The 16,469-nt window shown below is 72.4% G+C and carries 20 protein-coding genes; 5 read left to right on the forward strand and 15 right to left on the reverse strand.

Features of this window, described 5'->3' with window-relative positions; all coding sequences use genetic code 11:
- Positions 1-12: 12 nt before the first annotated feature.
- Genes ACFVU7_RS03235 through ACFVU7_RS03245 form a run of 3 tightly spaced genes read left to right on the forward strand, consistent with a single transcriptional unit; the run spans position 13 to position 2,149 of the window.
- On the forward strand, positions 13-777 hold the full coding sequence (locus tag ACFVU7_RS03235) for a metal ABC transporter ATP-binding protein (protein ID WP_049651099.1): 765 nt from the start codon (positions 13-15) through the stop codon (positions 775-777).
- Positions 774-1,703 carry a metal ABC transporter permease gene (locus ACFVU7_RS03240; RefSeq protein ID WP_049651098.1) on the forward strand — a complete coding sequence of 310 codons (930 nt, stop codon included), beginning with the start codon at positions 774-776 and terminating at the stop codon, positions 1,701-1,703. The genes ACFVU7_RS03235 and ACFVU7_RS03240 overlap by 4 nt, the downstream gene beginning before the upstream one ends.
- Positions 1,704-1,738: 35 nt before the next feature.
- Entirely contained in the window at positions 1,739-2,149 is a 411-nt protein-coding gene (locus ACFVU7_RS03245; protein ID WP_049651097.1) for a Fur family transcriptional regulator, read from the forward strand.
- 77 nt (positions 2,150-2,226) lie between these two features.
- On the opposite strand, the gene ACFVU7_RS03250 is transcribed toward ACFVU7_RS03245, so the two are convergent.
- The 4 genes from ACFVU7_RS03250 to leuA form a co-directional block, all read right to left on the reverse strand.
- Positions 2,227-3,060: an isoprenyl transferase gene (locus tag ACFVU7_RS03250; protein WP_049651096.1), complete on the reverse strand. Its 834-nt coding sequence runs from the start codon at positions 3,058-3,060 to the stop codon at positions 2,227-2,229.
- Positions 3,061-3,064: 4 nt separating this feature from the next.
- Positions 3,065-3,811 carry a DNA repair protein RecO gene (recO, locus tag ACFVU7_RS03255; RefSeq protein WP_049651095.1) on the reverse strand — a complete coding sequence of 249 codons (747 nt, stop codon included), beginning with the start codon at positions 3,809-3,811 and terminating at the stop codon, positions 3,065-3,067.
- 223 nt (positions 3,812-4,034) lie between these two features.
- Positions 4,035-4,730 (reverse strand): TerB family tellurite resistance protein, encoded by a 696-nt coding sequence (locus ACFVU7_RS03260; protein WP_388044038.1) that lies wholly within the window; start codon positions 4,728-4,730, stop codon positions 4,035-4,037.
- Positions 4,731-4,969: 239 nt separating this feature from the next.
- The gene (gene leuA, locus ACFVU7_RS03265; protein WP_375876395.1) at positions 4,970-6,766 is read right to left on the reverse strand and encodes a 2-isopropylmalate synthase; all 1,797 of its coding nucleotides are present in this window, start codon (positions 6,764-6,766) and stop codon (positions 4,970-4,972) included.
- A gap of 342 nt (positions 6,767-7,108) precedes the next feature.
- On the opposite strand from leuA, the gene ACFVU7_RS03270 reads away from it, so the two are divergent.
- Together ACFVU7_RS03270 and ACFVU7_RS03275 are read left to right on the forward strand one after the other, a co-directional pair.
- Complete coding sequence (locus tag ACFVU7_RS03270; protein ID WP_049651092.1) at positions 7,109-8,128, forward strand: M4 family metallopeptidase; 1,020 nt, start codon at positions 7,109-7,111, stop codon at positions 8,126-8,128.
- 125 nt (positions 8,129-8,253) lie between these two features.
- On the forward strand, positions 8,254-8,520 hold the full coding sequence (locus ACFVU7_RS03275) for a protealysin inhibitor emfourin (protein WP_049651101.1): 267 nt from the start codon (positions 8,254-8,256) through the stop codon (positions 8,518-8,520).
- A 17-nt stretch (positions 8,521-8,537) separates the two neighbouring features.
- Here the strand turns inward: ACFVU7_RS03275 and ACFVU7_RS03280 are convergent, their stop codons facing one another.
- The 11 genes from ACFVU7_RS03280 to ACFVU7_RS03330 form a co-directional block, all read right to left on the reverse strand.
- Positions 8,538-9,242: an alpha/beta fold hydrolase gene (locus tag ACFVU7_RS03280; protein WP_074000727.1), complete on the reverse strand. Its 705-nt coding sequence runs from the start codon at positions 9,240-9,242 to the stop codon at positions 8,538-8,540.
- A 123-nt stretch (positions 9,243-9,365) separates the two neighbouring features.
- On the reverse strand, positions 9,366-10,295 hold the full coding sequence (gene era, locus ACFVU7_RS03285) for a GTPase Era (protein ID WP_049651090.1): 930 nt from the start codon (positions 10,293-10,295) through the stop codon (positions 9,366-9,368).
- A gap of 70 nt (positions 10,296-10,365) precedes the next feature.
- Positions 10,366-10,542 carry a hypothetical protein gene (locus ACFVU7_RS03290; protein WP_158077653.1) on the reverse strand — a complete coding sequence of 59 codons (177 nt, stop codon included), beginning with the start codon at positions 10,540-10,542 and terminating at the stop codon, positions 10,366-10,368.
- Positions 10,543-10,702: 160 nt separating this feature from the next.
- Complete coding sequence (locus ACFVU7_RS03295) at positions 10,703-11,056, reverse strand: cytidine deaminase (RefSeq protein ID WP_049651100.1); 354 nt, start codon at positions 11,054-11,056, stop codon at positions 10,703-10,705.
- A gap of 28 nt (positions 11,057-11,084) precedes the next feature.
- Positions 11,085-11,636, reverse strand: a complete 552-nt coding sequence (locus tag ACFVU7_RS03300; protein WP_049651089.1) for a DUF4383 domain-containing protein — start codon at positions 11,634-11,636, stop codon at positions 11,085-11,087.
- 38 nt (positions 11,637-11,674) lie between these two features.
- Positions 11,675-11,911, reverse strand: a complete 237-nt coding sequence (locus ACFVU7_RS03305; RefSeq protein ID WP_063780135.1) for a hypothetical protein — start codon at positions 11,909-11,911, stop codon at positions 11,675-11,677.
- 33 nt (positions 11,912-11,944) lie between these two features.
- Complete coding sequence (locus tag ACFVU7_RS03310) at positions 11,945-13,270, reverse strand: hemolysin family protein (RefSeq protein WP_049651087.1); 1,326 nt, start codon at positions 13,268-13,270, stop codon at positions 11,945-11,947.
- Positions 13,271-13,289: 19 nt separating this feature from the next.
- Positions 13,290-13,784 carry an rRNA maturation RNase YbeY gene (gene ybeY / locus ACFVU7_RS03315; RefSeq protein WP_049651086.1) on the reverse strand — a complete coding sequence of 165 codons (495 nt, stop codon included), beginning with the start codon at positions 13,782-13,784 and terminating at the stop codon, positions 13,290-13,292.
- Positions 13,785-13,798: 14 nt separating this feature from the next.
- Positions 13,799-14,833 carry a PhoH family protein gene (locus tag ACFVU7_RS03320; protein WP_079271808.1) on the reverse strand — a complete coding sequence of 345 codons (1,035 nt, stop codon included), beginning with the start codon at positions 14,831-14,833 and terminating at the stop codon, positions 13,799-13,801.
- 316 nt (positions 14,834-15,149) lie between these two features.
- Positions 15,150-16,073: a ribonuclease Z gene (locus ACFVU7_RS03325; protein ID WP_388044040.1), complete on the reverse strand. Its 924-nt coding sequence runs from the start codon at positions 16,071-16,073 to the stop codon at positions 15,150-15,152.
- A gap of 6 nt (positions 16,074-16,079) precedes the next feature.
- A complete protein-coding gene (locus tag ACFVU7_RS03330; RefSeq protein WP_049651083.1) occupies positions 16,080-16,433 on the reverse strand; it encodes a histidine triad nucleotide-binding protein in 354 nt (117 codons plus the stop codon).
- Positions 16,434-16,469: the final 36 nt, after the last annotated feature.

Below are 16,469 nucleotides of genomic sequence, written 5' to 3' on the forward strand. Positions count from 1 at the left end.
GGGACGAGCACCATGACCGACCCGATACCCCCGGCCGTCCGCCTCCGTGACGCCGTCGCCTCGCGCGGCGGCCGGCCGGTGCTGCGCGGCGTCGACCTCACCGTCCGCCCCGGCGAGGTCGTCGCCCTGCTGGGCGCCAACGGCTCCGGCAAGTCGACCACCGTCAAGGCCGTGATCGGCTCCGTCCCGCTGGAGCGGGGCACCCTGGAGCTGTTCGGCACCCCGTACGGCTCCTTCCGCGCCTGGCACCGGATCGGGTACGTCCCGCAGCGCACCACCGCCGCCTCCGGCGTCCCCGCCACCGTCCGCGAGGTGGTCTCCACCGGACGGCTGCCGCAGCACCGGCTGCTGCCCTTCCGCCGCCGGGACCGCGAGGCGGTGGACCGCGCGCTGGCCGCCGTCGGCATGCTGGAGCGCGCCGGGGACGGCGTGGCCGACCTGTCCGGCGGCCAGCAGCAGCGGGTGCTGATCGCCCGCGCCCTGGTCGGCACCCCCGACCTGCTGATCATGGACGAGCCGATGGCCGGCGTGGACGCCGCCAGCCAGCAGGTGCTCGCGGACACCCTGCGCGCCGAGGTCGGCCGCGGCGCCTCCGTCCTCCTCGTGCTGCACGAACTCGGGCCGCTGGAGCCGCTGATCGACCGCGCCGTGGTGCTGCGGGACGGCTGCGTCGCCCACGACGGCCCGCCCGTGCCCAACACCGGGCTGCACGCGCTGCCCGGCCACGACCACGTCCACCCGCACGCCGACCTGACCCCGCCGAGGCTGCTGGCATGACCGAGATGCTCTCCTACGACTTCATGCAGCGGGCCCTGCTCGCCGCCGTCCTGGTCGGGATCACCGCCCCGGCCGTCGGCATCTACCTGGTGCAGCGCCGCCAGGCGCTGATGGGCGACGGCATGGGCCACGTCGCGATGACCGGCGTCGGCCTCGGCTTCATCTTCCAGACCAGCCCGGTCTGGATGGCCGTGCTGGTCTGCGTGCTCGGCGCCGTCACCATGGAGCTGGTCCGCTCACGCGGCAACCAGCGCGGCGACATCGCCCTCGCGATGCTCTTCTACGGCGGCATGGCCTGCGGCAAGCTGCTGGTCTCGATGTCCGCCCAGGCCGGGGCCGGCTCGCTGGAGAGCTACCTGTGGGGCTCGATCCTCACCGTCGCCCCCGCCGACCTGGCCACCATCGCGGTGCTCGGCGCGGTGGTCGTCGCGGTCACCGTGGGCCTGCGCCGCCAGCTCTTCGCGATCTGCCAGGACGAGGACTTCGCCCGGGTCACCGGTGTGCCGGTGCGCACCCTCAACCTGCTGCTCGCGGTGATGGCCGCGGTCACCGTCACGGTCGCCATGCGCGTCGTCGGGCTGCTGCTGGTCAGCGCGCTGATGGTGGTCCCGGTGGTCGCCGCCCAGCAGCTCACCCGGTCCTTCGCCGCCACCCAGGCCGCCTCGATCGCGCTCGGCGTGGTCGTCTCGCTGGCCGGCGTCACCGGCTCCTACCACCTGGACGTGCCCTCCGGCCCGGCCATCGTGCTGCTCGCCATCGCGGTCTTCGCGGTGTTCAGCCTGCTCGCCGCGCCGCTCGCCCGGCGGCGCCACCGCGGCACCGGCGAACACGGGCCGAAGGTGTGCGACGTCGAACTGCCGGAACAGGCCTCCGGCGAACCGTCCGGCACGACCACACCTGAGGGGCGGGCGGGGCTGGCACAATGATGTGCGAGACGCCCACGACCCCAGGAGGACCCACGGTGACCACCGCAGGCCCGTCGCCGCGCGCCCGCTCGACCCGGCAGCGAGCCGCCGTCTCGGCGGCCCTGGACGAGATCGCGGACTTCCGCAGCGCGCAGGAGCTCCACGACCTGCTCAAGCACCGCGGGGACTCCGTCGGTCTGACCACGGTCTACCGCACGCTCCAGTCGCTCGCGGACGCCGGCGAGGTGGACGTGCTGCGCACCGCCGACGGCGAGGCGGTCTACCGCCGCTGCAGCAGCGGGCACCACCACCACCTGGTCTGCCGGCACTGCGGCGCGACCGTCGAGGTGGAGGGTCCCGCGGTGGAGCGCTGGGCCAACTCGGTCGCCGCCGAGCACGGCTTCAGCGACATCGCGCACACCCTGGAGATCTTCGGGACCTGCGCGGAGTGCGCCAAGAAGGTCTGAGGCTCGTCCGCGCGCGCGTACGGCGGAGGGGACCCACCGGGCAGATCCCGGTAGGTCCCCTCCGTCGTATGAGCCCGTCAGCGCGGGGACGGCACCGGCGCGCCGACCTCGTTCGGGATCGCCCCGCCGAAGCGCCGGTCGCGCATCGCGTACTGCTCGCAGGCGCGCCACAGGTCGCGGCGGTCGAAGTCCGGCCAGAGCACGTCCTGGAACACGAACTCGGCGTAAGCCGACTGCCAGAGCAGGAAGTTGGAGGTGCGCTGCTCCCCGCTGGGGCGCAGGAACAGGTCCACGTCCGGCATGTCCGGGTGGTACATGTACTTGGCGAGGGTCTTCTCGCTGACCTTCTTCGGGTCGAGCTTCCCGGCCGCGACGTCCAGGGCGAGCGCCTGCGCCGCGTCGGCGAGTTCGGCCCGGCCGCCGTAGTTGACGCACATGTAGAGCGTGACGGCGTCGTTGTCCTTGGTCTGCTCCTCGGCGACCTGGAGCTCCTGGACGACGCTCTTCCACAGCTTGGGCATCCGGCCGGCCCAGCGGATCCGCACGCCCATCGCGTCCATCTCGTCGCGGCGGCGGCGGATGACGTCCCGGTTGAAGTTCATCAGGAACTTCACCTCGTCGGGCGAGCGCTTCCAGTTCTCGGTGGAGAACGCGTACAGCGAGATGTTCCTGACCCCGAGCTCGATCGCGCCCTTGAGGACGTCCAGCACCACGGACTCGCCGACCTTGTGGCCCTCGGTGCGGGGCAGTCCGCGCTCCTTGGCCCAACGGCCGTTGCCGTCCATCACGATGGCGACGTGGTCGGGGACCAGCTCGCCGGGGATCTTCGGGGGCTGTGCGCCGCTGGGGTGGGGGGTCGGGGGGACGTACGTCCTCTGCTTGCCGCCGCCGAAGAGCCGTCGCGCTGCCATGTGCTCACTTCTCCACGTATCTCATCGAGCGGATGCCCCGCTCCAGGTGCCACTGCAGATAGGCCGCGACCAGGCCGCTGCCCTCCCGCCAGTACCGCGGCTCGCAGGCGTCGGCCGTCTGCCAGTCCCCTGACAGCAGCGCCCCGAGCAGTACCAGTGTCTCAGGGGAGGGTACGGCACATCCGGGCACTCGGCAGTCGCCGCAGAGCACCCCGCCCGCGGGGAGGGAGAAGAAACGGTTCGGCCCCTCCAGGCCGCATTTGGCGCAGTCGGTGAAGCTCGCGCCGTACCCGTTCACCGCGAGCGAGCGCAGCAGGAAGGCGTCCAGCACCAGGTGCGACTCGTGCACCCCGGCCGCCAGCGTGCGCAGCCCGCCGACCAGCAACAGGTACTGCTGGACGGCCGGTTCGCCCTCGTTCTCGGCGAACCGCTCGGCCGTCTCCAGCATCGCGGTGCCGGCCGTGTAGCGGCCGTAGTCGGTGACGATCGAGCCGCCGTACGGGGCGATCGTCTCCACCTGGGTGCAGAGCGGCAATCCGCGGCCGAACAGCTCACTCCCCCGGCTGAAGAACTGCACGTCCACGTGCGAGAACGGCTCCAGCCGGGCGCCGAACTTGGACTTGGTCTTCCGCACCCCGCGCGCGACCGCCCGCACCTTGCCGTGCTGGCGGGTCAGCAGGGTGATGATCCGATCGGCCTCGCCGAGCTTCTGCGCCCGCAGCACGACGCCGTCGTCCCGGAAAAGACTCATGGGGACCATTCTCCCCCACCCGCCCCCGGCTCCGGACGGCCCCGCCCGCCCGCACCGGGCTCCGGACAGCCGTGTTGCCCGCACCGGCGGTCGTGGGGGAGACCACGGCGGTGCGGGTCACGGCGGGCCCGGGGTGGGGAGGCCAGGCCCGTTGTGGGGGATTCCGAGGTGGTCTGAGGTGGTCCGCGGATCTTCGGAGGTGGACGGTACGGAAGGGCGGTCGCTACTGGTACGGCGTCCGGGTCGCCGCCTCCAGCAGCGCCCCGACCCGGGACCGCGGCAGGTCCAGGCAGCGCCCGACCGCGGCCAGCGCCTCGCGCTCCTGCGGCAGGTAGCGGCCGTCCGCCAGCGCGATCGCCGCGCCCTGCAGCAGCAGCCGCTCGCGGCCGGAGTGGGCCAGGTGCGGGGTGAGCGGTTCGACCACGGCGTGCAGTTCGACGGCCAGGCCGCCGGCCTCCGCCAGCCCCCGGCCGGGGGGCGCCTCCAGGTCGTGGGCGTGGCAGAGCTCGCCGCCGAGCCCGGAGAGCGCGGCGAGCGCGGCCAGCACCTGGGCCTCGCCGCAGTCCTCGAACCCGGCCTCGCGGACCGCCGCGCAGGCCGCCTCGCGGGCCGCCCGGTGGGCGGTGCCGCCGGCCGCGAGCATGGCCAGCGCGATGGTGTACTGGGCGTCCCGCAGCATCGCGCCGAGGCGCACGCAGGTGGGCTGCTCCAGGCTCTCGACGCCGTACCGGCCGTGGCAGCTGGTGCACTGCACGCTGCCGAGCACCGGCCCGAGCGGGACCACCGGGGTCCCCAGCAACCGCAGCCACCGCCGGCCGTGCTGCCGGCGGTAGTTGCGGTCCCCGCCGCAGCCCGGGCAGAAGAAGTCACCGAGAACGTCAGTCCGCCACCGCGGGCGAACACCCCACAACCTGGTCACGGCGCCACTCCCCAGACATGGCAGGCGGCCTGCTCGACTATGGGCAGGTCACGCGACCGGACACCGAGGCCGTCCCACCGACCCGGCTTTCCGGTGGATCGATGTTGCCACGGTTACCGGCACGTGTCAGTACCTCGAACGGCTTCCGATTCGAAAAAATGTGGCGCAGGCCACAATCCGGGGCGGGGACGACGAAGGGCCGCCCCATGGGACGGCCCTTCGCATACCACCCGTTCGAATTAGCCGCGCTGGGAGCGGTTGACGGCGCTGATCATGGCCTTCAGCGAGGCCAGCACGGTGTTGCCGTCGATGCCCACGCCCCACAGCACCTTGCCGTCCACCGCGCACTCCACGTACGCGGCGGCCTGGGCGTCGCCGCCCTCGCTCAGCGCGTGCTCGGCGTAGTCCAGGACGCGCACGTCCACGCCGATCCGGGCCAGCGCGTCGGCGAAGGCCGAGACCGGGCCGTTGCCGGTACCGGTCAGGGTCACCGGGACGCCGTCCACCCGGGCCTCGGCGGTCAGCGCGTCCCGGCCGTCCTCGGTGGTCAGGGTGCGCGAACCGCTCAGCGAGATCCGGCCCCACGGGTTGCCGGTGGTCGGCAGGTACTCGTCCTCGAAGACCCGCCAGATCTCGGCCGGGCTGACCTCGCCGCCCTCGGCGTCGGTCTTGGCCTGGATGATCCGGGAGAACTCGATCTGCATCCGGCGCGGCAGGTCCAGCTTGTGGTCGTTCTTCAGCACGTACGCCACGCCGCCCTTGCCGGACTGGCTGTTGACCCGGATGACCGCCTCGTAGGTGCGGCCGACGTCCTTCGGGTCGATCGGCAGGTACGGCACGCCCCAGGTGTGCTCCTCCAGCGGCACCCCGGCCGCCTTCGCGTCCGCCTCCAGGGCGTCGAAGCCCTTCTTGATGGCGTCCTGGTGCGAGCCCGAGAAGGAGGTGTACACCAGGTCGCCGGCGTACGGGTGGCGCGGGTGCACCTCCATCTGGTTGCAGTACTCGGCGGTGCGGCGCACCTCGTCGATGTCGGAGAAGTCGATCTGCGGGTCGATGCCCTGCGAGAACAGGTTCATCCCCAGCGTCACCAGGTCGACGTTGCCGGTCCGCTCGCCCTGCCCGAACAGGCAGCCCTCGATCCGGTCCGCGCCCGCCATGTAGGCCAGCTCGGCGGAGGCGACGGCGGTGCCGCGGTCGTTGTGCGGGTGCACCGACAGGCAGACGAACTCGCGGCGGGACAGGTGGCGCGACATCCACTCGAACTGGTCGGCCTGGACGTTCGGGGTGGCCCGCTCGACGGTGGCGGGCAGGTTCAGGATGATCTCGCGGCCCTCGCCCGGCTGCCAGACGTCCATGACGCCCTCGCAGACCTCCAGCGCGAAGTCCAGCTCGGTGTCGACGAAGATCTCCGGCGAGTACTGGTAGCCGAAGACGGTGTCGTCGCCCAGCAGCTTCTCCGCGTACTCCATCACCAGCCGGGTGCCCTCGGTGGCGATCGCCTTGGTGGCCGCCCGGTCGTTGCGGAACACCACCCGGCGGAACAGCGGCGCGGTCGCGGCGTACAGGTGGACGGTCGCCCGCGGGGCGCCGACCAGCGCCTCCACCGTCTTCTCGATCAGGTCCTCGCGGGCCTGGGTCAGCACCGAGACGGTGACGTCCTCGGGGATCGCCCCCTCCTCGATCAGCGACCGTACGAAGGCGTGGTCGGTGGCCCCGGAGGCGGGGAAGCCGACCTCGATCTCCTTGTAGCCCATGGCCACCAGCAGGTCGAACATCTTGCGCTTGCGGGCCGGCGACATCGGGTCGATCAGCGCCTGGTTGCCGTCCCGCAGGTCGGTGGACAGCCAGCGCGGCGCCTTGGTGATCACCTTCTCCGGCCAGGTGCGGTCCGGCAGGTCGACGGTGCCGAACGGCAGGTAGCGCCCGTGCCGCATGCCCGAGGGCTGCTGGCGCACCGAGGCGGCGGTGATCGGGGTGGGGCGGTCGACGAAGGGGCGGCCGGCGGGGACGGACGCGGCGGAGTTCTGCTCGGTCATGGAGGTGACTCGGCTTCCTGTGATGCGTGGTGCGGGCGGGTCGGGGGTGGTCAACACCTGGTCAACACCGACTGGCCGGCCTCTGCTGCCGCTCGCGATACACCCTTGGATCGCCGATTGCGCGCACAGCACGTTCCCCGCGGCGAGGGTGCCGGCCCCAGTGGACTACAGGCCCTCGACGCGGCAGCTAAGAAGAAGCAGCCCGTTGCGCATGATGGGCCCAGCGTAACCCAGCACCGCGCGCCCCCGAAGTGATCCGGGCCACCGTTCCACTCCTTGAGACGCCGACCGGTCGTGCCGGGGGTGGTGACAACCGGTCATCGAGGCCTCACCCTGGGCAACATGACCGCAGCAGCACCGTTCTGCACGATCGTCCCGCCGTTCGTCCTGGACCGCCTCGCCGAGGCCGGCCACGAACCCGCCGTCCACTCCCTGGCCCTCGACGCGGCGCACCGCGCGGCCCGCCTCTCCCCGGCCCCGCCCGTCGCCGCCCCCGGTCTCAACCGGGTCGTCTACGACGCCGGCCACGGCCAGCGGCTGCCCGGCCGCTCCGTGCGCACCGAGGGCCGCGCGGCCTCCTCCGACAGCTCCGTCAACCACGCCTACGACGGCCTCGGCGCCACCTTCGCGCTCTACGCCGACGTCTTCGGCCGGCACTCGATCGACGACCGCGACCTGCGGCTGGACGCCAGCGTCCACTACGGCCGCGACTACGACAACGCCTTCTGGAACGGCCACCAGATGGTGTTCGGCGACGGCGACAACGTGGTGTTCGGCGACTTCACCGCCTGCGTCGACGTCATCGGCCACGAACTCACCCACGGCGTCACCCAGTTCACCGCCGGACTGGACTACCAGGACCAGCCCGGCGCGCTCAACGAGTCGGTCTCCGACGTCTTCGGCTCGCTGGTCAAGCAGTACGCGCTGCGCCAGGCCGCCGCCGACGCCGACTGGCTGATCGGCGCCGGGCTGCTCGCCCCGGGCGTCCAGGGCGTGGCGCTGCGCTCGATGAAGGCGCCCGGCACCGCCTACGACGACCCGCGGCTCGGCAAGGACCCGCAGCCCGCGCACATGCGGGACTACGTGGACACCTCCCAGGACAACGGCGGGGTGCACATCAACTCCGGCATCCCCAACCACGCGTTCTACCTGCTGGCCACCGCGCTCGGCGGCTCGGCCTGGGAGCGCGCGGGGCGGATCTGGTACGACGCGCTGACCGGGCGCACGCTGCCCGCCGACGCCGACTTCACCGCCTTCGCCCGGGCCACCGTGGCCGCCGCCAGGGCCCGCTACCCCGACGACCGGTCGGTCGTGGACACCGTCACGGCCTCCTGGGCGCAGGTCGGGGTCAGCCCGGGGTGAGCGGGGCCGCGGACGGGCCCCGGGAGTACGCCTGAAGGGTGGTTGAGACCGGGTTGAGGCGGGCTTAAGGTCACGGTCCGGGAAAAGCCCGGCAAACCCCCTCCCCGGGTAGCACCATGGACACCATGCGTATCCAGGTGACCCGGACCGGCGGCTTCGCGGGGATCGTCCGCCAGGCGGAGATCGACACCGCCGACCGCACGGACGCCCCGCACGTGCACGCACTCGCCCGCGAGGCCGTCGCGGGCGGGCTGCGCGCGCCCTCGTACGGGGTGCCGGACGGCTTCCACTACGAGATCACCGTCGACGGCCGGTCGGTGTACTGCGCCGACCCGAAGCTCACCGACTCGCAGCGCGAGCTGGTCTCCCTGGTGCTGCGCGAGGGCGCGTAGCACCAGGGAGCCCACGGTCAGAGCCAGCCGTCGAGCGCCGCCAGGAAGCCCGCCGGGTCGTCCCGGTGGACGGTGTGGCCCGTGCCGGGGACGGTGCGCACCTCGAAGCCGCGGGCAGTGAGCTCCTCGGCGCTCGCCGCGTCCACCAGCATGCTGCCGTCGGCCAGGACCACCAGCGAGGGCACCGCCGGCCCGGCCGGCAGGTCCGAGCGCTGGTCGGCCAGGGCCAGCGCCGAGTCCTCGTCCCAGGCGGCCGCGGCGGCGATCTCGTCGTCCACGTCGGCCGGTTCCCAGGTCGGGCTGAGCGCCACGACCTGCTCCCGGGTGAGGTGCCGCAGCTGCGCCATCACCCGCGGGTCCATCCCGGTCTGGACGAACCGCCAGGCCGGGTCGACGTACACCGCGCGGGCCGGCTTCAGCCGCTCGACCGCGTCCGCCAGGACGATCCCGCCCAGCGAGTGGCCGATCGCGAGCTCGACGCCGGCCGGCAGGCTCTCCAGCAGGTCCTCGGCGTACGCCGCCAGGGGGTAGCGCTCCAGCGCGGTGGCGCCGGTGCCGCGCGGGCTGGCGCCGTGCCCGCGCAGGTCCACGGCGAGCACCCGGTAGCCCCTCCCCGCCAGGGCCGGGCCGACCAGCCGCCAGGTGCGGTGGTCGGACATGATGCCGTGCACCAGCACGGCCAGCCGGTCCCCGCTGCCCCACTCCCGGGTGTGCAACTCCATCGCGGTGTAACCCTTCTGACGTCGCGTACGGCCGGACCACGGCGAAGGCCCGCCCGGACGCACAACGTCCGAACGGGCCCCAGGCCTCCCGGCGGCCCGAACTCCCTCGTCGGGAGCCCGGGTTCAGAAGCCGAGCTTGCGCAGCTGCTTGGGGTCGCGCTGCCAGTCCTTGGCGACCTTGACGTGCAGGTCCAGGTAGACCGGCGTGCCGAGCAGCGCCTCGATGTGCTTGCGGGCGGTGGTGCCGACGTGCTTGAGCCGCGCGCCCTTGGCGCCGATCACGATCGCCTTCTGGCTCTGCCGCTCGATGTAGACGTTGGCGTGGATGTCCAGCAGCGGGCGGTCCGCCGGGCGGCCCTCGCGCGGGAGCATCTCCTCGACCACCACGGCCAGCGAGTGCGGCAGTTCGTCGCGCACGCCCTCCAGCGCGGCCTCGCGGATCAGCTCGGCGACCATGATCTGCTCGGGCTCGTCGGTGAGGTCGCCCGCCGGGTAGAGCTGGTCGCCCTCCGGCAGCAGCTTGGTGAGCAGGTCGGCGACCAGCTCGACCTGCTTGTCGCCGACGGCGGAGACCGGGATGATCTCGGCCCACTCGAAGCCCAGCTCGATGCCGAGCTGGTGGATGGCGATGAGCTGCTCGGCCAGGCGCTTGGAGTCGACCAGGTCGGTCTTGGTGACGATGGCGACCTTCGGGGTCTTCTTGATCCCGGCGATCTCCTTGGCGATGAACTTGTCGCCGGGGCCGATCTTCTGGTCGGCGGGCAGGCAGAAGCCGATCACGTCGACCTCGGCCCAGGTGGTGCGGACCAGGTCGTTGAGGCGCTCGCCGAGCAGGGTGCGCGGCTTGTGCAGACCGGGGGTGTCGACCAGCACGAGCTGGGCGTCCGGGCGGTGCACGATGCCGCGCACGGTGTGCCGGGTGGTCTGCGGGCGATCGGAGGTGATCGCGACCTTCGTCCCCACCAGGGCGTTGGTCAGGGTCGACTTGCCCGCGTTGGGCCGGCCGACGAAGCACGCGAACCCGGAGCGGTACGAGGAGGAAGGGGCATTCATGGGCTCCATTCTCCCTGATCACCGGAGCCCCGCCGTCCGGGCCCACCCCGCGGGGGTGTCCGGGGCGCGCTCAGCCCTTCTTCCCGGCCTTCCCGCCCTTGCCGGAGGTGGGGATCAGCGAGACCACCACCAGCACCAGCAGGAAGCCCAGCGAGCCGTACAGCCAGAGCTCGGACCCGGTCTCCTGCCACTTGCCCAGCCCCATCACGAACAGCACCAGCCCGGCGAAGAACGCCACCGCCCCCATGCCCCAGTCCCCTCACCGAGTCCACTCCCCCGGTGAGATTATCTGCAAGGCCTGGGCTCCAGGGCCATGCCGTCCGACAGCGCCGGACGGGGCACGCGGCGGGGCCGCCGAAGGCCCGCCAACGGCCCCCGGCGGCCCCGTACGGGCCCCTCGACGGGCCTCAGCGCGCCTCGGCGGACACCCGCAGCGTCCCGTCCGGCCCGGCCAGCAGCACGGGCGTCCCGGCCCCGCCCAGGTCCCGTACGGCCGCCAGGTCCGTCTCGGCCGGCTGCTCCGCCTCGCTCACCACGGCCGCCGCCTCCAGCGACCGGGCGCCGCTGGCCACCGCCATCGCCACCGCCGTCTGCAGGGCGCTCAGCCGCAGCGACTCCAGCGCGACCGTCCCGGCCACGTAGGTGCGCCCGGTCTCGTCACGCACCGCGGCCCCCTCGGCCACGCCGTTGCGGGCGCGGACCGAGCGGGCCAGGGTGATGATCTTCTTGTCTTCGGGGTCGAGCTCGACGATGTCACTCATGCCGCCGAGCATAGGCACCCGGCGCCGTTCAGTGGCCGACCGGGTGGGTGGGCCCCGGGTTCGGCTTGAGGACCTTGACGAAGGTCTTCGCGGCGCCGCTCGGCCGAGCCTCCTCGCGCTCGATCCGCTGCCGCCAGTACGGGTTGTCGTGCGGCAGGTGGCCGCTCACCCGGCCGTACATGCCGAAGGTCGTCAGGACGATGCCGAAGATGAACGCGAACAGCACGTTCGACATCCGGAAGTTGAGGATGTTGGCGTCCGGCCGCCCGAGCACCGTCAGGCCGTAGAAGCCCGACAGGACGAACAGCACGCCCACCGCCATGTTGAGGTTGGACGCGAAGTTCCCGCCGACCACCGCCCCCAGCACCAGGACCGCGCCCGCCACGATGGACAGGATGCTCAGCGCCCCGTTGGTCGACAGCCCGGCGATCCGGTCGCCGTGGGTGGCCAGGAAGCCGGGCTCGCCGGCCAGCCCCAGACACCCGAACACGATCAGGAAGACCCCCCCGAGCCCCGCCCCGACCCGCCACACCATGGCGAGCCGACGGTCGACGGTGGGCAGTTCGTCTTGCAGCTTCATGGCGACCTCCAGAGCTCGGCCATGGTCCAGCCGGGTGCCTAGCTGTAGGGATGGCTCCCCTGCATGTGCGGCACCTCGTGCATGTAGAGCGAGCCGCACTGCTGGCAGCAGCGCAACCCGGTGCCCCACTCCTCCTCGGGCCGCGTCTCGGCGTCGTCGGACATGGTCCGGCCGCAGAGCGCCACCGACAGGTCCTCGTCCCGCACCACGTGCCAGGACTTGACTCCGCCGGCCGCCCCCTGCGGGCCGTACTCCGCGCGAAGTTTGTGCGTCATGCCCTCCATGGTCGCTCGGCGACCGCCCACCCGCTACTCGCCCGCCGGCTCCTCGGCGTCCTCGGTGCGGCGGACGGGGGCGGCGACCATCGAGCCGATCCGGTTGCGGCGGCCCGCCGAGGACTCGGCGGTCAGCAGGATGCCGGACAGGCCGCCCTCCACCGGGTCGGGCAGCGGGATCTCGCAGGAGGAGCCGGGGATCGGCACCCGGCCCAGGTGCTTGGCCAGCAGGCCGCCGACGGTCTCGACGTCCTCGTCCTCCAGCTCGATGCCGAACAGCTCGCCCAGGTCCTCCACCAGCAGCCGGGCGGTGATCCGGTACGAGCCGTCCCCGAGGTCCTCCACCGGGGCGATCTCCCGGTCGTACTCGTCGGTGATCTCGCCGACGATCTCCTCCAGGACGTCCTCGATGGTGACCAGGCCGGCCGTGCCGCCGTACTCGTCGATCACGATCGCCACGTGCGAACGGCGCTGCTGCATCTCGCGCAGCAGGTCGCCGGCCGGCTTGGAGTCCGGGACGAAGACGGCCGGCCGTATCACCGCGCCGACCTCCTCGGACTCCGCCTCCCGGTTGATGTGGGTGCGCCGCACCAGGTCCTTGAGGTAGACGATGCCGACCACGTCGTCCTCGTTGTCGCCGACCACCGGGATCCGCGAGAAGCCCGAGCGCAGCGCCAGGGTCAGCGCCTGCCGGACGGTCTTGTGCCGCTCGATCATCACCAGGTCGGTGCGCGGCACCATCACCTCGCGCACGATGGTGTCGCCCAGCTCGAAGACCGAGTGCACCATCCGGCGCTCCTCGTCCTCGATCAGGTCGTCCTTCTCGGCGAGGTCCACCAGGGCCCGCAGCTCCGCCTCCGAGGCGAACGGACCCTCCCGGTAGCCCTTGCCCGGGGTCAGCGCGTTGCCGAGCAGGATCAGCAGCCGCGGGATCGGACCCAGCACCGCGGCCAGCGGCAGCAGCACGAAGGAGGCCGCCGTCGCGGTGGTGAGCGGGTGCTGGCGCCCGATCGTGCGCGGCGAGACCCCCACCGCGACGAAGGACACCAGCACCATCACGCCGAACGCCAGCAGGACGGCCTGCCAGGTGGGCGTCACGTTGCGCACGCACACCACGGTGACCAGGACGGCCGCCGCCATCTCGCTGGCCACCCGGATCAGGGTGGCCAGGTTGAGGTAGCGGATCGGGTCGGAGGCGACGGTCAGCAGCCGCGCGGAGCCGCGCCGACCGCTGCGCACCGCCTCCTCCGCCCGGAACCGGGAGACCCGGGAGATGCCCGCCTCGGCGCACGCGGCCAGCCAGCCGAGCACGACCAGCAGCACGGCACCGAGGATGAAGCTCGTACTCTCACCACTCACAGGGGTTCGGGCTCCGCGCTCAGTGGGTGGTGGGGGCCGGGGAGATGCCGCCGAGGCCCCGGCCCGTCCGCCAGTCGTCCAGGATGCGCTTCTGGAGGGCGAACATCTCCTCCTCTTCCTCCGGCTCCTCGTGGTCGTAGCCGAGGACGTGCAGCACGCCGTGCACGGTGAGCAGTTGCAGCTCCTCGTCCATCGAGTGCTTGGAGGGGGCCGCCAGGCCCTGCTGCTCGGCGACCTCGGGGCAGAGCACGATGTCGCCGAGCAGGCCCTGCGGCAGCTCGTCGCCCTCCTTGCCGGGACGCAGCTCGTCCATCGGGAACGACATCACGTCGGTCGGGCCGGGCAGGTCCATCCACTGGATGTGCAGCTCCTCCATCGCCGCACTGTCCACCAGGATCACGGACAGTTCGGACTGCGGGTGGATCCGCATCTTGTCCAGTGCGAAGCGGGCGACGTCGAGGATGGCTTCCTCGTCGGCCTCCCAACCGGACTCGTTGGCGATGTCGATCGACATGACGGGCTGTGTGCTCAGCTTTCGGTGCGATGGGACTGGCGGGGTGCGCGGGGTGCGCGGGGCGCCGTGGCCTTGCCGGGGCGCCGCTGGGCGGGCTTGCGGGCCGCCGGGGCGGCCTCCTCCGCCTCCTGGCGGGCGTCCCAGCGCTCGTAGGCGTCCACGATCCGGCCGACCAGCTTGTGGCGGACCACGTCGGTGCTGGTGAGGACGGAGAAGTGGATGTCGGGCACGTCGGCCAGGATGTCCTGGACGACCTTGAGACCGCTGCGGGTGCCGCCCGGGAGGTCGATCTGGCTGGTGTCGCCGGTGACCACCACCCGGGAGTTGAACCCGAGGCGGGTGAGGAACATCTTCATCTGCTCGGGCGAGGTGTTCTGGGCCTCGTCGAGGATGATGAAGGCGTCGTTGAGGGTGCGGCCGCGCATGTACGCGAGCGGGGCGACCTCGATGGTGCCGGCCGCCATCAGGCGCGGGATGGAGTCCGGGTCCATCATGTCGTGCAGCGCGTCGTACAGCGGGCGCAGGTACGGGTCGATCTTCTCGTAGAGGGTGCCGGGCAGGAAGCCCAGCCGCTCCCCCGCCTCGACCGCCGGGCGGGTCAGGATGATCCGGTTGACCTCCTTGGCCTGGAGGGCCTGGACGGCCTTGGCCATCGCCAGGTAGGTCTTGCCGGTGCCCGCCGGGCCGAGGCCGAAGACGATCGTGTGCTTGTCGATCGCGTCGACGTAGCGCTGCTGGTTGAGGGTCTTCGGGCGGATCGTCCGGCCCCGGTTGGACAGGATGTTCGCGGTGAACACCTGCGACGGCGCCGGGCTGTCCGGGTCCTGGCTGCGGATCATGGCGATGGAGCGCTCCACGGAGTCCTCCGTCAGCGGCTGGCCGGTGCGCAGCACCAGCATCATCTCGGTGAAGAGCCGCTGCACGAGGGCGACCTCGGCCCGGTCCCCGGTGGCGGTCACCTCGTTGCCGCGGACGTGGATGTCCGCGGCGGGGAAGCCCTGCTCGATCACGCGCAGCAGCGAGTCCGCGGTGCCGAGCAGGGTGACCATCGGGTGCTTCTCGGGGATCACGATCCGGGCGCTCACACGGCCGTCGTCGGTCGTTTCGGGGCGCGACTGTCCGTTGGTACGGGTCTGCGATGTGTCACTCATAGGTCGGCGCTGGGGCCTGCCTCATCCCATCCGTGGTCTCGGGTGCCGCTGGGTGTCTCCGGGGCACCAGGGTACGCCGCGAGCGTGATCGCCGTGGCGGGCGGCGGGGCCGCACCCGACGATGCTCCGGCAGATCGCAGGCCGGCGCGAGCCCATTTTTTTCACCGGGGACACTGCCGGGACTCTCCCGTGCCGCTCCGGTTCCCCGGGCCGGTCACGACGGGCGGCGGGCCGGCACCGGCACCCGGTCGAGGTCGGCGGCCAGCACCAGCTCCCCGTCGAAGTGCTTGCGGGCGTCGGCCAGGTGCTGGCCGAGGTCCGGGTAGCGCTGCGAGAAGTGGGTCAGCACCAGGGTGCGCACCCCGGCCTCGGCGGCGGCCTTGGCGGCCTGCCCGGCGGTGAGGTGGCCGTGCTCCTCGGCGAGCCCGGCGTCGGCGTCGGTGAAGGTCGCCTCGACGACCAGCAGGTCGGCGCCCTCAGCCAGCGCGTACACGCCGTCGCACAGCCGGGTGTCCATCACGAAGGCGAACTTCTGGCCCGGCCGCGGCTCGCTGACCTCGGCCAGGGTGACGGTACGGCCGTCCGCCTCGATCGCGCCCTCGTGCTGGAGCCGACCCACCGCCGGGCCGCGCACGCCGAGGGCGGCCAGCCGCTCCGGCACCAGCCGCCGGCCGTCCGGCTCGGACAGCCGGTAGCCGAAGGACTCCACCGGGTGGTCCAGCCGGACGGCGTCCAGCGCGAAGCGGGCGCCGGGCGCGGGCAGCGGCCCGGGTTCGTCGATCGGCCGGGGCCGCAGCACGGCCGTCTCGTGGTAGGCGGTGGAGTGCCGCAGCCGCTCGAAGTAGACCTCGCCGGAGGCCGGGAAGTAGACGTCGACCGGGTGCGGGACCCGGTCGAGGTTGATCCGCTGGATCACCCCGGCGAGGCCCAGGCAGTGGTCCCCGTGGAAGTGGGTGACCGCGATCCTGGTGATCTGGGTGGCCGTCACCCCGGCGTGCAGCATCTGGCGCTGGGTGCCCTCACCAGGGTCGAACAGCAGGCCCTCGCCGTCCCAGCGCAGCAGGTAGCCGTTGTGGTTGCGGTGCCGGGTGGGCACCTGGCTGGCGGTGCCGAGGACGACGAGTTCGCGCTGGGACACCTGCGGTCAGACCATGCGCTCGGTCATCGACATGCCGCCGAGCACGTGGACGTGCGCGTGGAAGACGGTCTGCCCCGCGCCGGCACCGGTGTTGAAGATCAGCCGGTAGTCCTCGATGCCCTCGTCCGCGGCCACCGCGCCCGCCTCGGCGAGCAGTTCGCCGGCGGTCTCCGGCTCGGCGGCGGCCAGCGCGGCCGCGTTCGGGTAGTGCGCGTGCGGGATCACCAGCACGTGCACGGGAGCCTTGGGGGCGATGTCGCGGAAGGCGAGGGTGCGCTCGGTCTTGCGCACCACGGTCGCCGGGATCTCGCCCGCCACGATCTTGCAGAACAGGCAGTCGGGCTGCGGCTCGCCGGCCATGGCTCTCTCCTCGGGATCGGTGTGTCGGGTGGTGGG

The organism is Kitasatospora sp. NPDC058046 (assembly GCF_042885595.1).
Lineage (GTDB): Bacteria > Actinomycetota > Actinomycetes > Streptomycetales > Streptomycetaceae > Kitasatospora.